The 21353-nt window shown below is 36.5% G+C and carries 23 protein-coding genes; 9 read left to right on the forward strand and 14 right to left on the reverse strand.

Annotated elements, in window-relative coordinates; genetic code table 11:
- Positions 1-40 precede the first annotated feature (40 nt).
- Positions 41-832 carry a DUF2306 domain-containing protein gene (locus L2586_RS05010; RefSeq protein ID WP_235291695.1) on the forward strand — a complete coding sequence of 264 codons (792 nt, stop codon included), beginning with the start codon at positions 41-43 and terminating at the stop codon, positions 830-832.
- A gap of 2 nt (positions 833-834) precedes the next feature.
- On the opposite strand, the gene L2586_RS05015 is transcribed toward L2586_RS05010, so the two are convergent.
- From L2586_RS05015 to L2586_RS05030, 4 genes are all read right to left on the reverse strand, one after another.
- The gene (locus tag L2586_RS05015; protein ID WP_235291696.1) at positions 835-2094 is read right to left on the reverse strand and encodes an MFS transporter; all 1260 of its coding nucleotides are present in this window, start codon (positions 2092-2094) and stop codon (positions 835-837) included.
- A 153-nt stretch (positions 2095-2247) separates the two neighbouring features.
- A complete protein-coding gene (locus tag L2586_RS05020) occupies positions 2248-3075 on the reverse strand; it encodes a 5-oxoprolinase subunit C family protein (protein WP_235291697.1) in 828 nt (275 codons plus the stop codon).
- Positions 3072-3752: a 5-oxoprolinase subunit B family protein gene (locus L2586_RS05025; protein ID WP_235291698.1), complete on the reverse strand. Its 681-nt coding sequence runs from the start codon at positions 3750-3752 to the stop codon at positions 3072-3074. The genes L2586_RS05020 and L2586_RS05025 overlap by 4 nt, the downstream gene beginning before the upstream one ends.
- Positions 3745-4491 carry a 5-oxoprolinase subunit PxpA gene (locus L2586_RS05030; RefSeq protein WP_235291699.1) on the reverse strand — a complete coding sequence of 249 codons (747 nt, stop codon included), beginning with the start codon at positions 4489-4491 and terminating at the stop codon, positions 3745-3747. Before L2586_RS05030 ends, L2586_RS05025 begins: the two co-directional genes overlap by 8 nt.
- Before the next feature lie 109 nt (positions 4492-4600).
- Between L2586_RS05030 and L2586_RS05035 the strand changes: the two genes are divergently transcribed.
- Complete coding sequence (locus tag L2586_RS05035; protein WP_235291700.1) at positions 4601-5149, forward strand: RidA family protein; 549 nt, start codon at positions 4601-4603, stop codon at positions 5147-5149.
- Positions 5150-5210: 61 nt separating this feature from the next.
- Here the strand turns inward: L2586_RS05035 and L2586_RS05040 are convergent, their stop codons facing one another.
- The 3 genes from L2586_RS05040 to L2586_RS05050 form a co-directional block, all read right to left on the reverse strand.
- A complete protein-coding gene (locus L2586_RS05040) occupies positions 5211-6095 on the reverse strand; it encodes a diacylglycerol/lipid kinase family protein (RefSeq protein ID WP_235291701.1) in 885 nt (294 codons plus the stop codon).
- A 103-nt stretch (positions 6096-6198) separates the two neighbouring features.
- Positions 6199-8310, reverse strand: a complete 2112-nt coding sequence (locus L2586_RS05045; protein WP_235291702.1) for a T9SS type A sorting domain-containing protein — start codon at positions 8308-8310, stop codon at positions 6199-6201.
- Between the two features lie 284 nt (positions 8311-8594).
- Positions 8595-9509: an XdhC family protein gene (locus L2586_RS05050; protein ID WP_235291703.1), complete on the reverse strand. Its 915-nt coding sequence runs from the start codon at positions 9507-9509 to the stop codon at positions 8595-8597.
- 97 nt (positions 9510-9606) lie between these two features.
- On the opposite strand from L2586_RS05050, the gene L2586_RS05055 reads away from it, so the two are divergent.
- The 4 genes from L2586_RS05055 to L2586_RS05070 are packed head-to-tail and all read left to right on the forward strand — an operon-like array spanning position 9607 to position 12724.
- Complete coding sequence (locus tag L2586_RS05055; RefSeq protein ID WP_235291704.1) at positions 9607-9867, forward strand: MoaD/ThiS family protein; 261 nt, start codon at positions 9607-9609, stop codon at positions 9865-9867.
- Positions 9860-10897, forward strand: a complete 1038-nt coding sequence (locus L2586_RS05060) for a WD40/YVTN/BNR-like repeat-containing protein (RefSeq protein WP_235291705.1) — start codon at positions 9860-9862, stop codon at positions 10895-10897. The genes L2586_RS05055 and L2586_RS05060 overlap by 8 nt, the downstream gene beginning before the upstream one ends.
- A gap of 4 nt (positions 10898-10901) precedes the next feature.
- Positions 10902-11477 (forward strand): nucleotidyltransferase family protein, encoded by a 576-nt coding sequence (locus L2586_RS05065; protein WP_235291706.1) that lies wholly within the window; start codon positions 10902-10904, stop codon positions 11475-11477.
- A complete protein-coding gene (locus L2586_RS05070) occupies positions 11474-12724 on the forward strand; it encodes a hemolysin family protein (protein WP_235291707.1) in 1251 nt (416 codons plus the stop codon). The genes L2586_RS05065 and L2586_RS05070 overlap by 4 nt, the downstream gene beginning before the upstream one ends.
- Here the strand turns inward: L2586_RS05070 and L2586_RS05075 are convergent.
- The 7 genes from L2586_RS05075 to L2586_RS05105 form a co-directional block, all read right to left on the reverse strand.
- Positions 12721-13350, reverse strand: a complete 630-nt coding sequence (locus L2586_RS05075) for a CatA-like O-acetyltransferase (protein ID WP_235291708.1) — start codon at positions 13348-13350, stop codon at positions 12721-12723. The two genes, L2586_RS05070 and L2586_RS05075, sit on opposite strands and share 4 nt — an antisense overlap.
- Positions 13347-14039: an HAD family hydrolase gene (locus L2586_RS05080; protein ID WP_235291709.1), complete on the reverse strand. Its 693-nt coding sequence runs from the start codon at positions 14037-14039 to the stop codon at positions 13347-13349. Before L2586_RS05080 ends, L2586_RS05075 begins: the two co-directional genes overlap by 4 nt.
- Positions 14029-15177: a PQQ-dependent sugar dehydrogenase gene (locus tag L2586_RS05085; protein ID WP_235291710.1), complete on the reverse strand. Its 1149-nt coding sequence runs from the start codon at positions 15175-15177 to the stop codon at positions 14029-14031. The genes L2586_RS05080 and L2586_RS05085 overlap by 11 nt, the downstream gene beginning before the upstream one ends.
- 11 nt (positions 15178-15188) lie before the next feature.
- Positions 15189-15803 (reverse strand): NUDIX hydrolase, encoded by a 615-nt coding sequence (locus L2586_RS05090; RefSeq protein WP_235291711.1) that lies wholly within the window; start codon positions 15801-15803, stop codon positions 15189-15191.
- Positions 15804-15850: 47 nt separating this feature from the next.
- A complete protein-coding gene (locus tag L2586_RS05095; RefSeq protein ID WP_235291712.1) occupies positions 15851-16177 on the reverse strand; it encodes a potassium channel family protein in 327 nt (108 codons plus the stop codon).
- Between the two features lie 360 nt (positions 16178-16537).
- Positions 16538-17314 carry a uroporphyrinogen-III synthase gene (locus L2586_RS05100; RefSeq protein WP_348535561.1) on the reverse strand — a complete coding sequence of 259 codons (777 nt, stop codon included), beginning with the start codon at positions 17312-17314 and terminating at the stop codon, positions 16538-16540.
- Between the two features lie 29 nt (positions 17315-17343).
- On the reverse strand, positions 17344-18318 hold the full coding sequence (locus tag L2586_RS05105; RefSeq protein ID WP_235291714.1) for a DUF4271 domain-containing protein: 975 nt from the start codon (positions 18316-18318) through the stop codon (positions 17344-17346).
- A gap of 121 nt (positions 18319-18439) precedes the next feature.
- Between L2586_RS05105 and L2586_RS05110 the strand changes: the two genes are divergently transcribed.
- From L2586_RS05110 to L2586_RS05120, 3 genes are read left to right on the forward strand one after another with little or no spacing between them, the layout of a single operon-like run.
- Complete coding sequence (locus L2586_RS05110) at positions 18440-19699, forward strand: sensor histidine kinase (protein WP_235291715.1); 1260 nt, start codon at positions 18440-18442, stop codon at positions 19697-19699.
- Entirely contained in the window at positions 19696-20388 is a 693-nt protein-coding gene (locus L2586_RS05115; RefSeq protein ID WP_235291716.1) for a response regulator transcription factor, read from the forward strand. Before L2586_RS05110 ends, L2586_RS05115 begins: the two co-directional genes overlap by 4 nt.
- Entirely contained in the window at positions 20385-21350 is a 966-nt protein-coding gene (locus L2586_RS05120; RefSeq protein ID WP_235291717.1) for a hypothetical protein, read from the forward strand. The genes L2586_RS05115 and L2586_RS05120 overlap by 4 nt, the downstream gene beginning before the upstream one ends.
- The last annotated feature ends 3 nt before the right edge of the window (positions 21351-21353 follow it).

Consider the following 21353-nt stretch of genomic DNA (forward strand, 5'->3'; position numbering starts at 1 on the left):
TCTAGATCTTTCATCTATTCTCTGATTAAATAACAAGGTAATGAAAACAGCTAATCTTCGTCTTGAACAATCCATCCGTACGCTTTTCTATATCGGATTAATGGGTCAATTATTCTTTGCCATCTATATCTTCTTATTCTATGGTGGATCTGCTATAAAGGGAGATTGGAACACATGGACGGAAGCAATGATTCATGGAATAATAGAAGGTGATCCGATAGGTAATATAGTCTTAGTTGTTCATATTCTCCTTGCTTTTATTATTACCGTTTGCGGGCCGATTCAATTTTTCAAATGGATTAGAATCAATCGACCTACATTACATAAGTGGAATGGCCGAATCTATATCATGACAGCCCTTGTGATAAGCACTTTCGCCATCTATATGATCATGGCTAGGGATGCAAAAATAGGTGGAGAACTAGGCCGAATTGCTACTACAACCAATGGATTATTAATTATAGTCTTTGCAATATTGACATGGAGAACTGGCGTGAAGAAACAGTTTGCACAACACAGAAAGTGGGCGATACGAACCTTCATCGTTGTTAGTGGGGTATGGTTTTTTAGGATTGGATTTGGTGTATGGATATTAATTACCGGATTTACGGCACCGGGTACGTCTGCAGATCTGAGTGGTCCATTCGATCGACTTTTATATTTCGGAAGCTATTTGGTTCCGCTTGCAATTGCAGAGTTTTATCTATATGTCAAGGATTCAAAGCATAGCAAGCTCAAGTTCATAGGAGCTGGATTCTTCTTTATGCTTTGTGTGATTTTATTAGGAGGAACAGCCATAACAGCAAAATTTTTCTGGCTTGATTCCTTATGATTTTAGACCTTCTTAGTATAATACTTTCTGAAATACAAGGTCGTTATTCCACCGATTAATCCCATCACCGCCATAAATCCGAAAACATATTGATGTCCTAATTCACCAGGATTATTATCTAGCAAAACACCGATCAAAGGCCCCATAAAAACATCAGGGGTATACCCGATTAGGGATGCAATTCCAACAGCAGTTCCAGTTAGTGCCAATGGAATATTGCCCTCTTCCATTATTGCGAAATACAAAGAGCGAATAGCATAAACGCCAAGTGATGTAGCAAAAATAGATAGTCCGAAAACCAAAACCAATGAAGGACCAATTATGCCAGAAGCTAGGACTAAAGCACCTAAGGTCATCACTCCGAATCCTATAGCTAGCCATAGCGAAGATGCAGATCTATCCGCTAAAAATCCAATTACAATTCCGAGAATGGGACGAATATATAAGAGCATAGTTCCGATACCTGCCGCTTTGATTTCATCGTAAAGCATGACATCCTTCGCATAAAGTGAAAATATATCCGTGATTTTGTATCCACAATATCCTGTTAGAATAATCACCATTAACAGCCATACAACTCTCATTCTAAGAAGCACAGGAAAATCTTTTAATGACATTTTCTGCTTCTTGACTTCGATGTCTTTGCTCTCTTTGCTCTCTTTCAGAAAGAAGAAAGTAATCAAACCTATAAGCGCAACAACTCCTGAGAATGTCCAGATTAGATATTGAAATGCCTCTTTCCGATCTGCCATAGGTAATGCCTCCATGTCGCCGATTACAAATAATCCAAGTACTGCAAGTCCTAAAGACCCAAATCCCGCTGCGACTAGTCCTCTTCCACCATCTAAGAATCCAAAGGCTTTCCCTTGTCGATCTGCTCCGCCCCACATTCTGGTCGCTTTAATCATCGCCGCCCAGAACAAGAAAATCGTCGTAAAACCCCAGTATCCATACAACATTCTTAGTGTTCCTAATTGAGGATAAGTTGCCATCACCAGACCTCCAGCTGCCGTCAATATCAGCGCTATTCCCATTAATTTGCCGGGAGAAAAACGATCAGCTACTATTCCTCCGAAGAAATAGGCAATAATCGCTACAACTCCATATACACTAAAACACAAGCCTAATTCAAGATTCGTTAATTCAAATAAATCCAAAACGGTAGGTCTAAATATTCGAACTAGGACGAACGGAAGAATAAAAACGGCTTCTCCCGCTAGGATCAGCAAAAGAATGTTGTAAAATGGTTGCTTGTTCTGCATATTAAGTAAAGATGGTAAAAAAATATTATGGTCGCAGTGCAAGAGCACACTGATTGTTTTATGTTACTAATCATTTTGAAGATCTCTGAGGAATACTGATGTCATTGTTGAAATCGATAACATCAGAATAGAAGCTTCTATCTGATAGCGATGTTAGATTTTTTTCAATTGAATGGTCGAGCCCAAAGGAAACTGGTTCAACTTAGAAAGAAATGCAGGCTTTATATAAGCAATCCTCGGATATCCACCTGTTGTCTGCCCATCTTGAAGCAAAATAATCGGCTGTCCATTAGGCGGAAGCTGGATAAATCCAGGAAGCACCGGCACACTATTCTCTAATTGGTACGAGGTACTTTCTAATCGCTCACCCACTAATCTCATTCCCATTCTATTGGTATCTGGGCTGATTTTATAAACTGTTGAAACCAATAAATCCTTCGCCGTGTCAGAAAGAAATGCATACTCAGGACCTTGATAAAACGGCACAACTTGATCCATATCCAACTCATCATCTGACCAATACAATACATCTCCTTTCTTCAAAAACCTACCATGAAATCCTCCCAACTTTGCATTCGCATATGTCGAATAGGAATGATACACTCGACCTATATCTAACTTGCCTTTAATAGCGAGGTAACCTCTTAAGCCCTTTTTCGCAAATGATCCTTTGAGAACATCTCCATTATGAACGCTCATAACCGTGTTCAAGGAAATGCTTTGGTTATTGATTTTCCAATTGAAATCGGCGCCTGTTATCACAATTTGGGTTGATTCGTGAAATTTTATTTCAGGCGCTAACGAGGTAAACTCTAAAACTGGATCCTCCTCATTTTTTCCCAATAACAGCAAGGCTACTTGGGCAGCATTTTCGTCCATGGCACCAGATGGAGGAATAGCATAATAAGCAAGCCCTTTCCTCCCGACACCTTGGATGCTCGTCATTAAACCTGGTTTCAATATTTCTAAACTACCCTTCATAGATCCCTATTATACTCTCCCAAAGTCATCTTTTCCGCTTTAATTTTTTCAAATTCCAATTTGCTGATTTCAACAATCTGAACTTGATCTTCCAAGTTCATTGGTACTGGAGGCAATCCAGTGATGTCCAATATCGAAATTGGAGTCTTCCCGATGACATGCCATCCTCCTGGACTATCAATGGCATACAACCCTAAATATTTTCCACCCAGAGCGATCGAATTGGACTTGACATATTTAGATGGAACACTTTTTCGAGGAATCTGTATTGCCTTTTTCAGACCAGACAAGTACATAAATCCTGGCAAGAAGCCAAACATGGAGATGTTCAGCTCTGATGTGACCAATTCCTTAATCACTTGCGCTTTCGTTAGACCAGAAAACGATTCTACAAATGTCCAATCTTCCCCATCATCAAAATAAACAGGCAACTTATATCGAGTCCGATCACTTCCAGATTCCACTTTTAGAGCTTTAATCTCAGCAAGGTGATCCGCATGAAATTTAGAGTTTAATTGCAAACATATTTCCGCTTCTGTAACAATCACTTCATTCACAAATTCGAAGTTCTGCTCAAAAATTGACAATCCTAAAGCCCTTAAGACCAGATGTTCATCAGATGTAATGATTAAAAAATCATCGTTATAATTGTCAATATGTAGCAGCGAATCATCCAATGCTTATGGATTTTGAACGTATAAAATCATATATAACTTTGCTAAGTCTAATCGCACCTGGTGTATCTCCATGTAGGCAGATTGTATCTACACTCATATCTACCTTTTCTCCAGAATAGAGTTCTACAACTCCATTTGAAAGTAATTCAATTTGCTGTAAAATCTCATTTTCCTCTGAAAGAACCGCTCCATCATACTTCCTATTTCTTAGTTGAGTTTTCGTATCATACTTTCTATCCGCAAAACCTTCATTGACAAATACCATTTTATGATCCACACAAATGGTGGATAATTGCGATCCTGCAAGCCCATAAATCTGAAGTTTCGGATCTATTTCCTTGACTAGGACCACGAAAGCCTCAGCCAATTCTTCATTCTTCACCATATCATTGTACAAAGCGCCATGAGGTTTCACATGATTCAACCTTCCACCCAGACTTTCTGCCATTCCCTGCAGTGCACAAATCTGATATCTTAGTTGAGAAAGTAATTCAGGCAGTGGAATCTCGATAGAAATTCTACCAAAATTTTCACGATCGTCATACGAAGGATGAGCACCTATTTTCAGATTATGATCGATCGCATTTCGCAATGTATTTTCTATAATTCTCGGGCTGCCACTATGAAATCCGCATGCAATATTACACGATGAAATATAGGGCATTATTTCATGGTCAATGTTTGCAGCGTCTCCGGGCAATGATTCGCCCATATCACAATTTAGATCTATCTTCTTCATCCGCCTTTTTTAAATAACGAGAATATTTATTTCATGGTCTCACATGGAGTGAGGCTATGAAATGTATCGTTGCGTTAAAATAGAAAAAATAAAGTCTTAAATTTAGAACATGATACGAATACTCTTTCTACTTTCTATAGCATTCCTGTTTTCTTGTACATCAGAAAACGCTTCAGAACCGAAAAAAGAATTGAAATCAAATATCAATTTTGATGCTCGATTAGATTCTCTAGGCATCAAACTTGATCCAGTTGCTGCTCCACTTGCAAATTATGTCAATGTCGTTCAGACTGGAAATCTACTTTTTCTATCTGGTAAAGGGCCACGAACAGCTGATGGTTTGATCACTGGAAAAATAGGTGAGGATATGACCGTGGAAGAGGGTTATGAAGCAGCGAGAGTTGTTGCCGGTCTTCAATTAGCCGTTCTCAAAGATCATCTCGGTGACCTGAACAAAGTAAAGCGAATTGTCAAGGTACTAGGCATGGTGAATTGTACGGACGGCTTCGGAAATCAACCAGAAGTTATCAATGGTTTCAGTGATGTGATGGTAGAAGTATTTGGAGATCGTGGAAAGCATGCAAGAGCGGCTGTGGGAATGAATGCACTACCGAGAAATATTTGTGTCGAAATAGAGATGGTGGTCGAAGTGTATTGATTAATATGATATTTCACCCGCACATTGATAAGCTCACTTGATGTGATACTATCAAGTGCTACTAACAATATATCTCAATCGCTCCTTTCAGTACTTCTGCACTGAATGGAGTACTTCCGACAATCTGTCCATCGACAAGTAGAATAGAAGAATGAACTTCGGCTACCGAAAACTGTCTAGCAGGGCAATATTCCACTAGTGGATGATTCAAGTGGTCTCCTTTGAAAATCTTCGCAAATAAACCAATCAGTTTCAATCTACTTGCTTGCTTAAGAATTAGTACATCAAATAAGCCATCGTACAATCTAGCTTTGGGCGCCATTTTCATTCCGTTTCCAGTATGAATTGTATTACAAGCCATAAAAAATGAATAGTCTCCCTCTATTACTTTGTCCTCTACATTGATTCTTACAGGCCAATTGGGATTCCTAATAATTTCAAGCAAGGAAGCTACATTATACCTCTGCCCGCCAAACCTTTTTAGTTTTTCTGCTTTCTGATTAATGGTAGAAGGTAAGCCCCATCCAATAACATTAATGCTATAGATATGCGTGGCGTCGTAACTTACTTTCGCAACGTCCATCTCCATTCTACTGTCTGCCAATATTTTTTCTGCAGCAGATATTGGGCTCAAAAGATCCAAGTCTCGAACAAGTGAATTCCCAGTTCCCGCCGGAATTAATCCAATCACGATTTGTTTGCCATCTTTCCGATCTAGCATTCCATTCACAAATTCATGCATGGAACCATCTCCTCCGATTATAACAACAGAGTCAATAGAATTAAAATTATAGGAATTAGCTATTTCATAGAAGTGACCAGCATATGCAGAAATTACTGCAATAATATTGCAGTTGCTTTTTTCAAATAGTGGTAATACTTTCCGGTATATTTTTTCTCCTTTCTTAGTTCCACTAACGGGATTGATGATGAAAAGATAATTCATAGCATTGAAGATAGCGGAATAGACGGAAAATTGCATTGATAATCAAGATTCCGTGGTAAAGAAAAAAAACGGAACCTAAAACTAGATTCCGCTCTCATATTTGTTATTTTATGATGGTCAATTTTTTAATGGCTTGACCTGAAATACCTACCACGTTTAAAGTGTAATTCCCATTGGAAAGATCACTCGTATTAACCGTCAATTGTTGACCAGTCTGACTGATCTTCTTTACTAATTGACCGTTAAAGTTATAGATTAAAACATCTACACTTCCTTTCGCCCATGGAACATCAATTTTTACTTCATTAGATGCTGGGTTCGGAGAGACTCTTGTCTCATTTGAAAAAACGAGATTCTCTGTGCTAGACTCTAAACTGAGATTTTCCACAAAGAGTGCTCTGTTTCTATAATCTGAAAAAAGTATATCTTCATCACCATCATTGTCAATGTCTACAAAGCTTAAAGTGGACGCGATTCCTGATAAACTTTCATTTAATGATTCGTCTCCTGAAACAGGTGTTAACACTCCATCGACTTTTTCATAGGTCAAAATGTCATAATAATAATCAACCTGAATCATTTCTCTATCCCCATCGTTATCTACATCTAAAAAATAAATCTGTGACTGATCATCCTGATTTACTTGTGCAACAACATCTGCATTTTCTACATATTCGCCGTCCACATTTTCATAATACATAATTTCTCCATACTTGTTGCCAATAAACACATCAAGGTCACCATCATCATCATAATCTTCGAATAGAACTGTTCTGTTATTTTCAGAACTCAATTCAACTATTGGGTTATCTAGACTATCTAATTTCGTAAATACACCTTCCACATTCTCAAAATAATCTTCGTACCCATCGAATGTTGAAATGAAATGACAATCGATATCTCCATCTCCATCTATATCACCACAATTAGGGTCAGTATAGAATGGCTCCAATCCACTTGATACACCAAATGGATTACCTGCAGGATTAAACACAAAGCCATCTTCTGTATTTTCAACATATCTTAATTCTGAAAAATCAACTCCTACTAGCAAATCTTCATCTCCATCCCCATCTAGATCAGCAAACTCTGGGATTGCCGCTGAGGCTCCATAAAAATGTATTCCTTTCTCGTTAAATGGAATGAATTCATACTCATTATTACCTATGTTTTCGAAGTAACTCATAACCCCATAAACATTTGCAACAACTACGTCAAGATCGCCATCATTGTTCACATCTGAATATGAAAGTGATGGATTATATTCAATGGAAACATTTGATAATCCATGATTTTCAACAATTGTAAAAGCACCATCTGTATTTTCATACATATCAATACTCCCATATTTATTTCCTACCATTAAGTCAAGGTCGCCATCTCCGTCGTGATCAATTAAATTCGGTGACATTTGTGTTCCAGACGCAATGGTATCTCCTACCACAAAGACACCTCCATCTAAATGGTATGTTTTCATTGTACCTTCATCTGAAACAATAGCATCTATTACATCATCTCCATTAAAATCCCCCAATGCAAAATCGTAGAAGTCTTCCTCAGAGAGTACAACTCCAGCAAACGGATTCGCATCAGTATTTACTGCAAAATTACCATCAGTATTTTCTAAATAAACAATTGCCGACCCTTCATATATACCAGCAAATGCATCAAGATCTCCATCGTTATCATAATCAATAAAATCCATTACAACTAATGCTTCATCCAATTCTGCAGCAATTTCTGTAAGCCCTAAATCATCAGGGAACATATCTACACTCTTCTTAGTGTATGCACCATCTGTATTTTCAAAATAAGTCAAGCCTTCATCTCTAATATTGCTTCCTGATTTATCAAAAACATAACCTGATAAGAAAAGATCATCATCCCCATCTCCATCAAAATCAACAAAGTGCGGTTTCGCATTTCCTCCATTAACAACTTCATAAAATGGATTCGCCGGATTCAGCTGCAGTTCAAAGTTTTGTGCCTGAGCTGTCGCTAACATTGCTGTTACAGCAAATGCAGTGTTGACTACTTTTTTAGTGGTTAATCGATAGTTATCAATTCGTGATTCTATAGTATACTTTAATTTTAAAAGCCTTTTTTTCAACCAGCCTATCTTAGCTGATTTTCTTTCATTTTCTAACAAATATCTGAGTTTCCTTAGATACCTGGTATACGTTTTCAAAATGTTTCTGGTAGTTCTTTTCCTCATATATAATTTTTATAAAATAAATAAATTACTGTATTGAGCATAGCCTTTACACCTGCTCTAAAGGTTTATTTAAATCGCTTCAAGATATATTATATAATTAACACATACAACGTGGCCAGTTTAATTTAACATGATCTCAAACTAAACTCGCCTGTAAATAGGACATGAAACCTTTTATCCACCCCTCATCTACAGATCAATAAAAAATTCAACTTAAGGGAAAGCTATTCTTCTCAGAAAAGGAAAAAGCTTATGCTAGAATATTCTTAGAAATGGATTTCTTCTTATTTGTTTTTCGAAGCAATAACCTCAGCCATAATACTTAATGCTATTTCATTCGGTGTTCTTGCTGAAATATCTAAACCAATCGGTGCATGAATCTTACCTATTTCTTCATCCGTAAATCCTGATTCTTTAAGCCGTTCTACCCTCTTCGCATGGGTTCTTCTACTTCCTAATGCACCAATATATGCTACTGGTTTTCGAAGCAAAATCTGTAAAGCATTATCATCTATCTTAGGATCATGCGATAAAATAATTGCGAAACACTCACCATCCAACTTATAGTTATTTAATACTTCTGAAGGATACGATTCTATAATTTCGTCAGGCTTTTCATCGAAATTAATATTCTTAGCAAAGGTAGATCGTGGATCTATCACCACTGTTGCAAAATCATAAAACTTAGCAAGATGAATTAAATCTGAGGAGATATGAGCCGCACCTATGATCAACATTGTCGGTTTTCGCTTAATTCTCTGTGAAAAGATATGATCTGAAGCCTCTTCCGTATCTGCAATCCAGTTATTTCCATTTTCAAGATTTGTCAACCAATAAAATGAATCTTCATTTCTTATTTTCTCAAACAATGAATTTCTAAAATCTCCTTTCTCTAAGACTTGAATCAATACCGTAAGCTTTCCTCCACAGCTAAGTCCTACTTGCCACGCATCATCATCACTCACTCCATAATCCTCAATTGCAAATTTCTTATTATCCTCTAGCAATTCTTTCGCTTTCTTTAAAACCGCACCTTCCACACAACCTCCAGAAACAGAACCATACATTTTATCCTTTTCATCAATAATTAATGCAGAGCCCACAGGCCTAGGTGATGAGCCCCAAGTTTTCACCACTCTTGCAATTACAATTTTACTTTGTGTGTCCCATTCATCAAAATGACTAATAAATTCTCTCATTTTCCTTACATTTATTATTGAAGGTATAATAACTAAAATGAAAACATATATTCCAAGTAATTGTTAACTTAAACGATTATAATATTTTAAGAGTTCTATGATAAAAGTGCATTTCACATCTGCATTAAAGCGGTTTTTTCCCAATTTACAAACCATCGAAGTTGAAGCTTCCGATGTCTCTACTGCCTTGCTCCAAGTGGAGGAAAAGTACCCAGGCATGAAGTCTTATTTGATGGATGAAACAGAACAATTAAGACCTCATGTTAATATATTCATTGGCGAAGACATTGCTACGCTTGAAAACGAAGTAAGTGCTAATGACGAAATTTTCATCTTCCAAGCATTATCAGGTGGATAAATTATTAGTAGGTACATCTAAGGGATTAATCACTTTTCACAATGGGAAGGAAGTTCGTTTTGAATACGAAGGATTAAATATTACAGCTATTCATCAACTCACTAACGGAGAAATTGCGGTTGCCATTAATCATAAACATTGGGGAAGTAAACTGTTCATCAATGGAGCACCAATTCCAGCTCCAACTTTTCAGAAAAATCATAAAACAGTCACTGGAAGTCAAGCCATTCTTAAGCAAATTTGGTTTATTACCGATGGTGGTGAAAAATACCCTGATCGGCTTTGGGTGGGTACAGAGCCTGGAGCGCTCTTTATTAGCGAAGATAGAGGCCAACATTGGCACTTAATAAACGGCTTATGGAATCATCCAAGCCGCATTTCACATCAGCAATGGTTCGGAGCGGGAAAAGACTTACCATTTATTCATTCTATTATCGTAGACCCAAATAATAATGATTGCATCTACATATCTGTTAGTTGCGCAGGAATATTTAGAAGCATGGATTCAGGAAAAACATGGGACCTTATGAATGAAGGGATGAAGGCAAAATACTTGCCGAATCCAAAACCAGAAGCGGGATACGATCCTCATCAAGTTTTAATGCACCCGACTCACAACCATGTTCTTTGGCAACAAAATCATTGCGGAGTATATCGATCCGAAAACGGAGGCAAGCAATGGATTGAAATCAATGATCAATATGGTTTTTGCATATCGATCGATGAACACAATCCTGAAGAAGCCTGGATCATTCCTGTAGAAAATGAAACATCTAGAATACCTAAAGATAGATTATTGCGTGTTCTTCATACACAGGATTGCGGAAAATCATGGAATGACGCAAGTTCAGGGCTACCTAATGAACCATTTTATAGCATTGTACTGAGGAATGGTTTTGCTAAAAAAGGAGATTTAATGGCATTCGGAACCACGAATGGAAATGTCTACATGAGCAATGATAAAGCAAATTCTTGGCAGGAAATAAGCACAAATCTGGCTAAAGTCAACTATATTAGTTTTATAAAATGAAAAAATGGTAAGCGGAATTCTACTAGCAGCAGGTAATTCTACACGGATGGGAGATGCTAACAAACTCCTTTTACCGATCAAAGGAGAACCTCTTTTTGTAAAAATGGTACGAGCAATGGAACACTCTAATCTAGATGAACTCATCGTTGTGCTAGGTCATGATTACAAACAAATGATTCCACACTGCAATAGCAATGCACTAAAGTTAGCTATCAATGGAAATCACTTAGAAGGCCAGACCAGCAGCATAAAAGCAGGAATGCAATTGATTAATCCCAGTTCTAATGCTGTAATGATTTGCTTAGCGGATATGCCATTAATAACATCAGACCACTTGAATAAACTATTAACCGTTTCGAACCATCAGAATATTTTCAGGCCCATGCATAATGGAAGACCTGGAAATCCAACCATATTCCCTAAAAGCCTATTTAACGAACTTTTAGATTGTAAAAATCCGAATGGATGCAAAGAAGTTATCAATACTAATGCTGATCTTCTGAAAATATATGACACCGAAGACCCAGCATATTTTTCTGATATGGATACTCCCGAAGAATATAGTAAATTTGCATCATGATTATATACATCATTATTGCCCTTATTCTGTCTGCCTTTTTTTCTGGCTCTGAAATAGCTTATGTTTCAGCGAACAAACTTGGTATAGAAGTTCAGAAAAATAAAGGAACTCGACGAGGAAAGATCCTTACAGGGTTTTATAACAATCCTAGGAATTTCTTGAGCACTATGCTTGTGGGAAATAATATAGCACTAGTTGTCTTTTCTATTCTGATCACAGAATCGCTTAGGCCTTACTTAAACACTTGGTTGGGCGAAGGGTTTTATTTCCTATTATGTACTACGCTAATCATCACATTAATCGTATTGCTTTTCGGAGAATTTATTCCGAAGACGATGTTTAGAGTTTACTCTAATGAAATGATATATGGCTTAACGTATCCACTAGCCTTTTTCAAATTTATTCTAGGTATTCCAACTTGGTTCATGACTAGTATTTCAAACTTTATTCTGAAATACATCATTCGAATGCCGAATGAAGAAGTAGAGCAAGCATTGACTAGACTAGATCTAGAATCCTATGTCGAAGAAAGCTTTTCAGACGATAATGAGGAAATGGAGGCCGATATGTTTAAGAATGCACTGAACCTGAGACAAGTGAAAGTGCGAGATTGTATGATTCCTAGAAACGAAATTGTACTGATCGATAAGCGAATGAATCCTACGGAAGTTGTGAAAACATTTATTGAATCACGTCACTCAAGATTGATCGTTATTGACAAGGATGTAGAAAATATCGTAGGATATATTCATCACCAACAAATGCTTGATAACCCAAAGCAAATCAAGCATCTGATATTAGATATTATGTATGTTCCAGAAGCGATGAGTGCGAAGGATATGATGTCTAAGTTTATCAATAGTGATACGAATATTGCTTGCGTGGTAGATGAATTCGGTGGAACGGCAGGAATCATCACACTGGAAGATATCTTGGAAGAAATCTTTGGAGAAATCGAAGATGAACACGATTCAGAAGATTACATCGATGTTCAAGTTAATGATAGAGAATATCGCTTCTCAGGTCGACTAGAAGTGAACCACTTGAATGACAAATATGATAATATAAATATTCCTGAAGGTGAGTATCACACTTTGTCAGGATACCTCGTAACTACTTCGGGGACTATTCCAGAGTCTGGTGCTGAATTAGAATTAGACAATTATAAATTTATTTTCGAAGATGTCAGTGAAACGAAAATAGAGACTGTAAGAGTGATCATTAATGATGATACAGAAATCATCTAGCCTTCATTAAGCAAAGTCTGAAACCGATCGACATATCTTCCGATATCTCTACCGTCCATTAACCCGTGATGAACATGAATAGAAACTGGCATTTTTAATACCGTACCTACTTTGTAAACTTTACCAAATGATATCTTTGGGCAACTATCTGGACGAGCATACTTTCTAGCATGAGAGACCGAAGTAAATTGGAGCCAAGGCATGGCAGAAAAATGAATAACATTCTCTTTATGGACTGGTGGAAATAAGTTATAATCTTCCGCGATTCTCTCCTTCTCTGATACAACCTCTCTAGAAAAATCTGTCAATTCTTTTTCGAATTCAATATGACTAAACCCGAATGTTCCGTCCGCTCTGGAGATTGTTGCCGAAGCATGGATCTTCTCATACAATCTTAGTTCATCATTGACAATCCTAAGTCGGAAAGGTCTTAGATCATTAGCTGCTAACAAGGACTTGTGCAGGTAGTATTGAAAAAATGAAAACTTAGCCAATTTCGCATTTTCATATGCTTTCGTAACATCTACATCGCATGTAACTCCAGTGAAAGGCTCTTCGAATTCTTTAAAAAACAGATATTGGCTAGACCGATTCCAGTCTTTGTAATTGATGACTTCGTAATTCATTTTAATAATTCAAGTACTTCACTAATGTTGCTCAATGGATAAAAATTATCGTGCGTAAATGTAGTACTTACTTTTTCATATTCCCAAGTTGTGTGGAATGGAATATGTGCCGCATAACCACCTAGGTTAAGTATCGGAAGAATATCTGATTTCAAAGAATTCCCAATCATTAGAAACTCATTCGCAGGAATATCAAGGTGGTTTATTAATTTCTTATAATTCGGCTCCTTCTTTTCCGAAAGGATTTCTATATGATGAAAATACTTTTCCAATCCCGATTTAATAAGTTTGGTTTCTTGCTCAAGCAAGTCACCCTTTGTTGCCATTACAAGTTTGAATCTACCTTGCAAAGCTGAAAGCACTTGCTCCACATTTTCTAAAATTTCCACCGGTTGCTGTAACTGATCCTTTCCGATCGCTACAATTTTCTGCAACGCATCAGCAGAAACTTGATGATCAGAAATTTCAAGCGCAGTTTCTAGCATAGAAATTACAAAACTTTTCACTCCATACCCTAAAACTGGAATATTCGCGATTTCTACTTTTAATAGTGCCCTTATTACATCATGTGGAGGCATAAAATCAGAAAACATTTCTGCAAATCTTTCCTCTGAGGCTCTGAAAAATGGTTCATTAGACCAAAGGGTATCATCCGCATCAAAAGCAATAACCGATATTTTATCCTTCATAATAAACTCTATAAATGGCATCCGCAAAATCATCAGAAATCAATAATGAACCATCCGACATAACTTCTACATCGACAGGTCTTCCCCAAACACTATCTGATTCTTTTTCCAACCATCCTGATATAAAACTTGAAAATCGAACTGCCTTGTTATCTTCGAAATGCACTCTTACGATTTCATAACCTGACTTCTTCTCTCTATTCCACGAACCATGTAAGGCAATAAATGCATCGTTTTTATATTCACCCGGAAACATCTCTCCTTCATAGAACTCCATTCCTAATGGAGCAACATGAGGACCTAGTTTCAATGCTGGAGGAGTATAGTCATCACATGATTTCCCTTCTCCTAACTTAGGATCTAGTAAACCACCTTCATGACAGTATGGATATCCAAAATGCAGATGGTCTTCAGCTGCAAAGTTTAGCTCACATTCTGGCTCATCATCACCCATCCAATCTCTTCCATTATCTGTGAAGTAAAGCTGCTTCGTAATTGGATGCCAATCAAACCCTACTGAATTCCGTATTCCTTCGTGTACGATCTCTACATTGCTACCATCAGGATTCATCCGTGTTATCGTAGCGAAAATTTCTTCCTCTGATTCACAGATGTTGCAAGGTGCTCCGACTGGAACATACAATTTATCATCTGGACCGAAAGCGATGTATTTCCATCCATGGTGCTTCTTATCAGGGTAGTCTTCGTTGATCACCTCGTAAGCCACATCTTCTTTGATATTATTTTCTATATCCTTGATTAATAATATTCTATTCACCTCTGCAACATATAAGTCACCGTTCCTTAAGGCAACGCCGTTAGGCAAGGTCATTCCCGTTAAGAGGGTTGTTTTCTGGTCAATTTTTAAATCCCCATTGGTATCTTTGAGCGCATATACATTCCCTTCATTTCTCGTACTTACGAAAAGCGTTCCAGAGGAAGAAAGTGCCATAGATCTTGCATTGCTTATACCTTCTGCATAGACATCAATTTTAAAACCATCAGGAAGTACCAATTGGTCTATTGGCAAATTTCCATCATAACTAGGACTAAATACTTTGTTAGGTGGATTTATCTTAGAAAAACAGGAGATCATCAGGCTAGATGAAAATAAGAGCGAAAGAATAAACTTGGACATATTATTAATATTTAGGTCAATATTTCAATAATCTCATTGAGCATCATAGAAGTTGCTCCCCAGATAATATCATCGTCAAAATTAAAAATCGGTACATCATTAATCATCATACCATTCGACAACCTGATATTTTTCCGTCCTTTTTTCACAGGATCAACAACCATCTGAATCGGTACCTCTATAATTCGAGCTACTTCTGTTACTTGCGGTGTAAAAATAAGTTCGCTTTCAGAATAAGCTAATACAGGAAATACCTCAAACTTACTTACAGGAATTTTCAAGGGTGTTAACTCTGCTAAAACATTGACCTTAGAAACATCAAGCCCTATTTCTTCATGGGCTTCTCTTAATGCTGTATCTATAACTGACTGATCATATTCTTCAGCACTTCCACCTGGAAAAGAAATCTGAGCACTGTGTTTATCCTTTTCATGTGCCGATCTCTCTATAAAGACCATATGCCATAGATCATTCTTAGGATAAACAAGGCTTAATACAGCAGCTTTTCTATAGGCCAGAACTTTATCCATAAATTCTTGTCTCCCAAATGGAGCCATATGAAATTGGCTGTCCCATCCTGGAAGAGGAGATTCAAGTCTTCGCTTAAGTTGTTCTATTAATTGCATGAAGAAATAACTGTTTAGCAGATCAATTTGTTTTCAAAAAACAGGGCCTATTTGCTCTTTTTATCATTTCTAATATTCCTTACATCTTGATAATGATTATAGACCGTCTGAATAAAATTCAATATCATTCCCAGTCCAATCACGATATAAAAGATGGTGAATAATTTTCCTGCATCTGTAATTGGAGACAAATCACCATAACCTATTGTCGTTAAGGTAATAACGCAAAAATAGATGCAATCTACCCATGACCACCCTTCTAAATAATGATAAGTAATAGATCCTAACGCAATCACAGCTGTGGTCATCATTAGCAAATTTCTATAATTCTTATCTTGTAAAAAAGAGATAACTGTTTTGATAAAGGTGAACATACGCCTATTTAGATTTTTAGAATAGCACTACAAACTAAAGATAAACCCTTTTCCACAACCTCCATATTTTTAACCATTTCTATAAAGATGGTGGCTACCGTTTAGTAAACCTAAAATACTACATTTAAAATAATCGAGTGTAATGACAGTCACACAGTACTGAAAAGGATTGAGTAATGTAAAGAGCGCATAGATATCTTTCAGAAAACGCCAAAATTGAAAATTAAAAAGGCAATGGAATTTAGGAAAAGATATTTAAACCTGTAATTATGAAACTGATTCTAACATACAGCCAATCTATTTATACCAAATAGACAAGTATACTCTTGAGGCAAGAAGATGATCGAAAACGAAAAAAGCCTACAATGGATTCGACTTCTTAAGGTAATTTTCTAGTGCCATCGTCATAGAAGGAGATTCAGGAGAAGGCGCGTGAATATTTATCGTTAATCCTCTATCTTCTACTGCTTTAGAAGTACTGTTTCCGAACACAGCCATTCTAGTTTCATTCTGCTTAAAGCCAGGAAAGTTTTCATATAATGAATGAATTCCTAAAGGACTAAAAAACACTAAAACATCGTAGGTAATATCACTTAAATCAGAAAGATCACTTGCAACGGTTTTATACATCATTGCGGAAGTGTAATTAATCTTATTCTCATCTAAGTAATCTACTACATCTTGGCTCCCTAAATTAGAATTAGGTAGGAAAAACTTTTCTTTATCCTTATGCTTATTAAAATAAGAATGTAAGTCGGCTACTTTTCTAACACCTACAAAAACCTTACGCTTTCTATACACGATAAATTTCTGAAGGTAATTAGCAATTGCCTCAGACAGACAGAAATACTTCGTATTCTGATCCATCTTAATTCTCATTTCTTCACAAAGTCTAAAGAAATGCTCTATTGAGTTCTTGCTTGTAAAAATGACAGCGCTGTACTCATCAGGACGAATACGGTTTTTTCTGAATTCTTTTTCAGTTACACCTTCGACATGAATGAAAGGACGCCAGTCAATCTGGATGCCGTACTTCTGCTCAAGTTTATAGTAAGGAGACCTTTCTGGTTTTGGTTGAGAAACCAGAATAGTTTTTACTGTTTTATAAACAGTTCCTGCTTTTGTTTCTGCTGACATATCCTGTGCTCTCAAATCTATATTTTTCTTTAATTGCTAAAAGAATTACTTAAAAATCTGACCAAAATAAAAATAGGTGCGATTTCGCAGGTGCAAAGATAAAGAAAAAAATGAAAAAGATGATTACTTATAAAAGTATATGCATGAAGACTCCCTCTTAAAAACCTCAATAAATACAAGACTATGATCAAGCCCATGCCAATATATAGCGAAATATTTGCAATTCCTTCAGGAGAATAGGCAAGGGTAAGGTTCACTGGTATCAGTAACAAACCCAGATAACTGTTGAACAAAATGATCATAAAATTGTAGTAGGAAGTTGTTTTTGAAAAAGGGAAAACAAACCCTTGAAACCCAAGAAAAATATGTCGAAAAAGATAAATACCAGAGACAGATAGCAGGAAAACAAGGAATTTCGAAAATCCGCTGATTCCCACGTAATGTCTAGCAGCTAAATAAATAAAAATTGATAGCGAAATAATAAAAATGACATACATGATTACAAAGAGCGCATTAAACCCTCCGTTATAATCTCTACTTACAAGTTTTGCAAAGTTGTCATTACTAATCGATCGATTAATCTTCTTGATAAACTCCCTATTAATCCCTAGCACACTCGTTAATAAAAGTAACTGAATCAGAAAAAACCAGAAAAGAAATTTTGCATTTCTTGTATTAGACTTCGTTAATAAGTCTTTATTAATATTTTTTCCAGGAGGGCTATCTATTTGATCTGACTTAACTTCTGCAATCTTATTTATTTTCTTTACAGGAATATGAGAGACGTTGAATGGGTTCTCCTCGATCATTTCTAATTGCCTTCTCTCTACGAAAGACACATGCTTATCTAATGAAAAGGAATCCGACGTCTGGGTTAAACTGTCCTCTACCACGGTTCCGATTCTCGATTGAATATCGAAAGGATTCTCATCTTGTCCGAACATCGAAATCGATAAGAAAATTAAAAATAGTATAAGGGTACTTGTCCGCCCAATCTTAGTCATGCACAAATATATATCATCATTAAGGGGATTACTGCAAATTTGAAACCAATTTATGATAATAAGCTGTTAATGATTTTTTTTACATAATAAGAGAACACAGATAATTGTTAATTTTGAATCAATGACAAATAGCTCCATTCGAAAATTATTAATCCTGGGTGCATTACTTGTAAGCGCTATTATTTTCATTCAAGGATACTGGACTTACAGGAATTGGCAATTAAAAGATATTGCCTTTAACCAACAAGTGCATATTGCTCTAAGAAAAGTCGCTACGAAATTAGCAGCTTATAATGAGACCAAATTACCTAAGCAAAATATCATTCAAAGGATTTCATCGAATTACTATGCGGTAAATATCAACGATGAAATAGATGCGAATATCTTAGAAGATTTCTTAATTCGGGAGTTCGAAGCGCAATCGCTTAATACCGATTTCGAGTATGCCGTCTACGATTGTACCAGTGATGAGATGGTGTATGGAAATTACTGTGACATCGGTGAACGTACTACTGAAAATACCAATGAAGGTGTTCTTCCTAAATTCAGCAATCTCGAATATTATTTCGTCGTAACCTTCCCTTCTAAGGAAAGTGTGATCTTGCGTTCCATGGGCCAGTCGATTCTATTCACCTCGATTACTCTACTTGCACTTGGATTTTTTATCTACTCTAGTTTCATTATCCTAAGGCAGAAGCGGTTGTCGGAAATGCAGAAAGATTTCATCAACAATATGACCCATGAATTCAAAACGCCAATCTCTTCGATGAAGATTGCAGCAGATGTGCTTGCGAATAGCCCTAATATTCAGAGCAATGAGCGGCTTAAGAAATATGTGGAGATCATCAAAAACCAGAACATCAGGTTAAATTCTCAAGTTGAAAAAGTGCTTGACATCGCACGTATAGAAAAAGACGCCTTGAAATTAAATTTTGAGAAGGTCAATTTAACAGAGATCGTTACAGAAATTATTGAAAGTTTCAAATTGAAGATTTCTCCTACAGATGGAAAAATAGAACTGATAAAACCCGATGTGCAGATATTTGTAGAAGCTGACAAGTTGCACCTCGGAAATGTAATTTATAACATATTAGACAATTCAATTAAATACTATAAAGATACACCCATCATTACCGTAATTCTTGATGAGAAAACTCCAAGTTTGAGCATCGAAGACAATGGTATCGGGATTCCTAATGAACACCTTTACAACCTTTTTAATAAATTCTTTAGAGTTCCCACAGGAAACATTCATAATGTCAAAGGTTTTGGACTTGGCTTGTATTATGTGAAAAACATATGCGATGCACATAAGTGGAAAATCGATGTTCAATCCAAAGAAAACGTAGGAACAACATTTACAATAAAATTTGAAAAATGAGTACGAAAGCCAGAATATTTTATGTAGAAGATGACGAAACACTTGGTTTTGTTACAAAAGACAACTTAGAACTTAGCGGTTTCGAAGTAGTCCATTTCACACATGGAAATGAAGCCATTCTAAATTTCAAACCGACAGAATATGATTTATGCCTGCTAGATGTGATGCTTCCCGGAATAGATGGATTCGAGCTGGCCAGGAGAATTCGAAAAATCAGTCTGCAGATACCCATTATTTTTCTGACCGCGAAATCTATGAAAGAAGATAGAATAGAAGGTCTATTATTGGGAGGAGATGACTATATTACTAAACCATTTAGTATAGAAGAACTTATTTTGAAAATAAATGTTTTTCTAAGAAGAAAAGAAATTGTCGGAAGTGTAGAGAAATCGGAGTTTGTTATAGGACAATACACTTTAGACTATAAGAATTTAGTGCTTAGCTCTAGTAATAGTAAGAAGTCCTTAACCTTGAAAGAAGCTGAATTATTGAAATATTTGATTAAGAATAAAAACGAGGTCATTAAGCGTGCCGATATCCTTGTTGCCGTCTGGGGAAAAGATGATTACTTCCTGGGAAGAAGCCTAGATGTTTTTATTTCAAGGTTAAGAAAATACTTAAAAGACGATAGCAGCATAGAAATATCGAACCGACATGGTGTCGGATTTGTATTTAAAGTAGAATCATGAAGTATTTAATTGTTGCAGCAGTTTGTTTACTAGGAATCATTGCCATCTCTTTACGAGACAATGGACTGGCAGAGTTTTCAGAAATGCAGACTGAAATTGTTCCCGAAAGCCTCGATCAGACGCAAAAGACGAAAGTCAAAGACAACCCTCGATTTAATGAATATTGGTACGCAGGACTTGCAGAGTTATCGGGCTACGACCTAAAACAGTCTAGGTATGGTGAAATCCATAACGGGCAGGCAACGATGATCTTCGTAACAGAACCTTTTTCTAGGAAAAAGCAAGTTAAATTAGATAATCCAGGTGCTGCAGGAAATGATAAAACTTCCGTCCTGAAGCTGAATTCAACTCGGACATTCCTGACTGGAATATATCCCTATTCTATGATGACTTCCGTTTTTAATCCGGTTAGCACTGCCTCATATACTGACGCATTGAAATTGACATTATCCGGCCAAGAATGGTGTGGACATGTTTTTATGCAGATGAATCTCGATGGAAGACAATATGATGTTAAGGGTTATTCCTACTTTGAGTCAGAAGGTGATCAAAATTTTAGTATTAAGAGTACTTATCTAGAAGATGAGTTATTTAACTTGATTCGACTGAACCCTGAGTTGCTGCCGAAAGGTGAATTTGAATTGATCCCATCTGCGGTTGTCAGCAGATTCATGCACGAAGAAGTCAAACCTTACAAAGCCATGTCAAGGCTTGAGAAGACAACATGGAAAGAAAAGCAAGTCAGTCAATACACCATTCATTATGAACACAATAATAGAGTTGTAAATATCTATTTCCAATCAGACTTTCCGTATTTGATAGAAGGCTGGGATGATACTTATCAAAGCTTTAATCGTGAGGTTCTCACTTCAGAAGCCGTGCGTAAAAACACAAAAATCTTAGACTATTGGAACAAGCATGATGTGAAAGATGCTTACTTACACAAAGAACTTTACCAGTAAAAA

The organism is Portibacter lacus (assembly GCF_021533215.1).
Classification (GTDB): domain Bacteria; phylum Bacteroidota; class Bacteroidia; order Chitinophagales; family Saprospiraceae; genus Portibacter; species Portibacter lacus.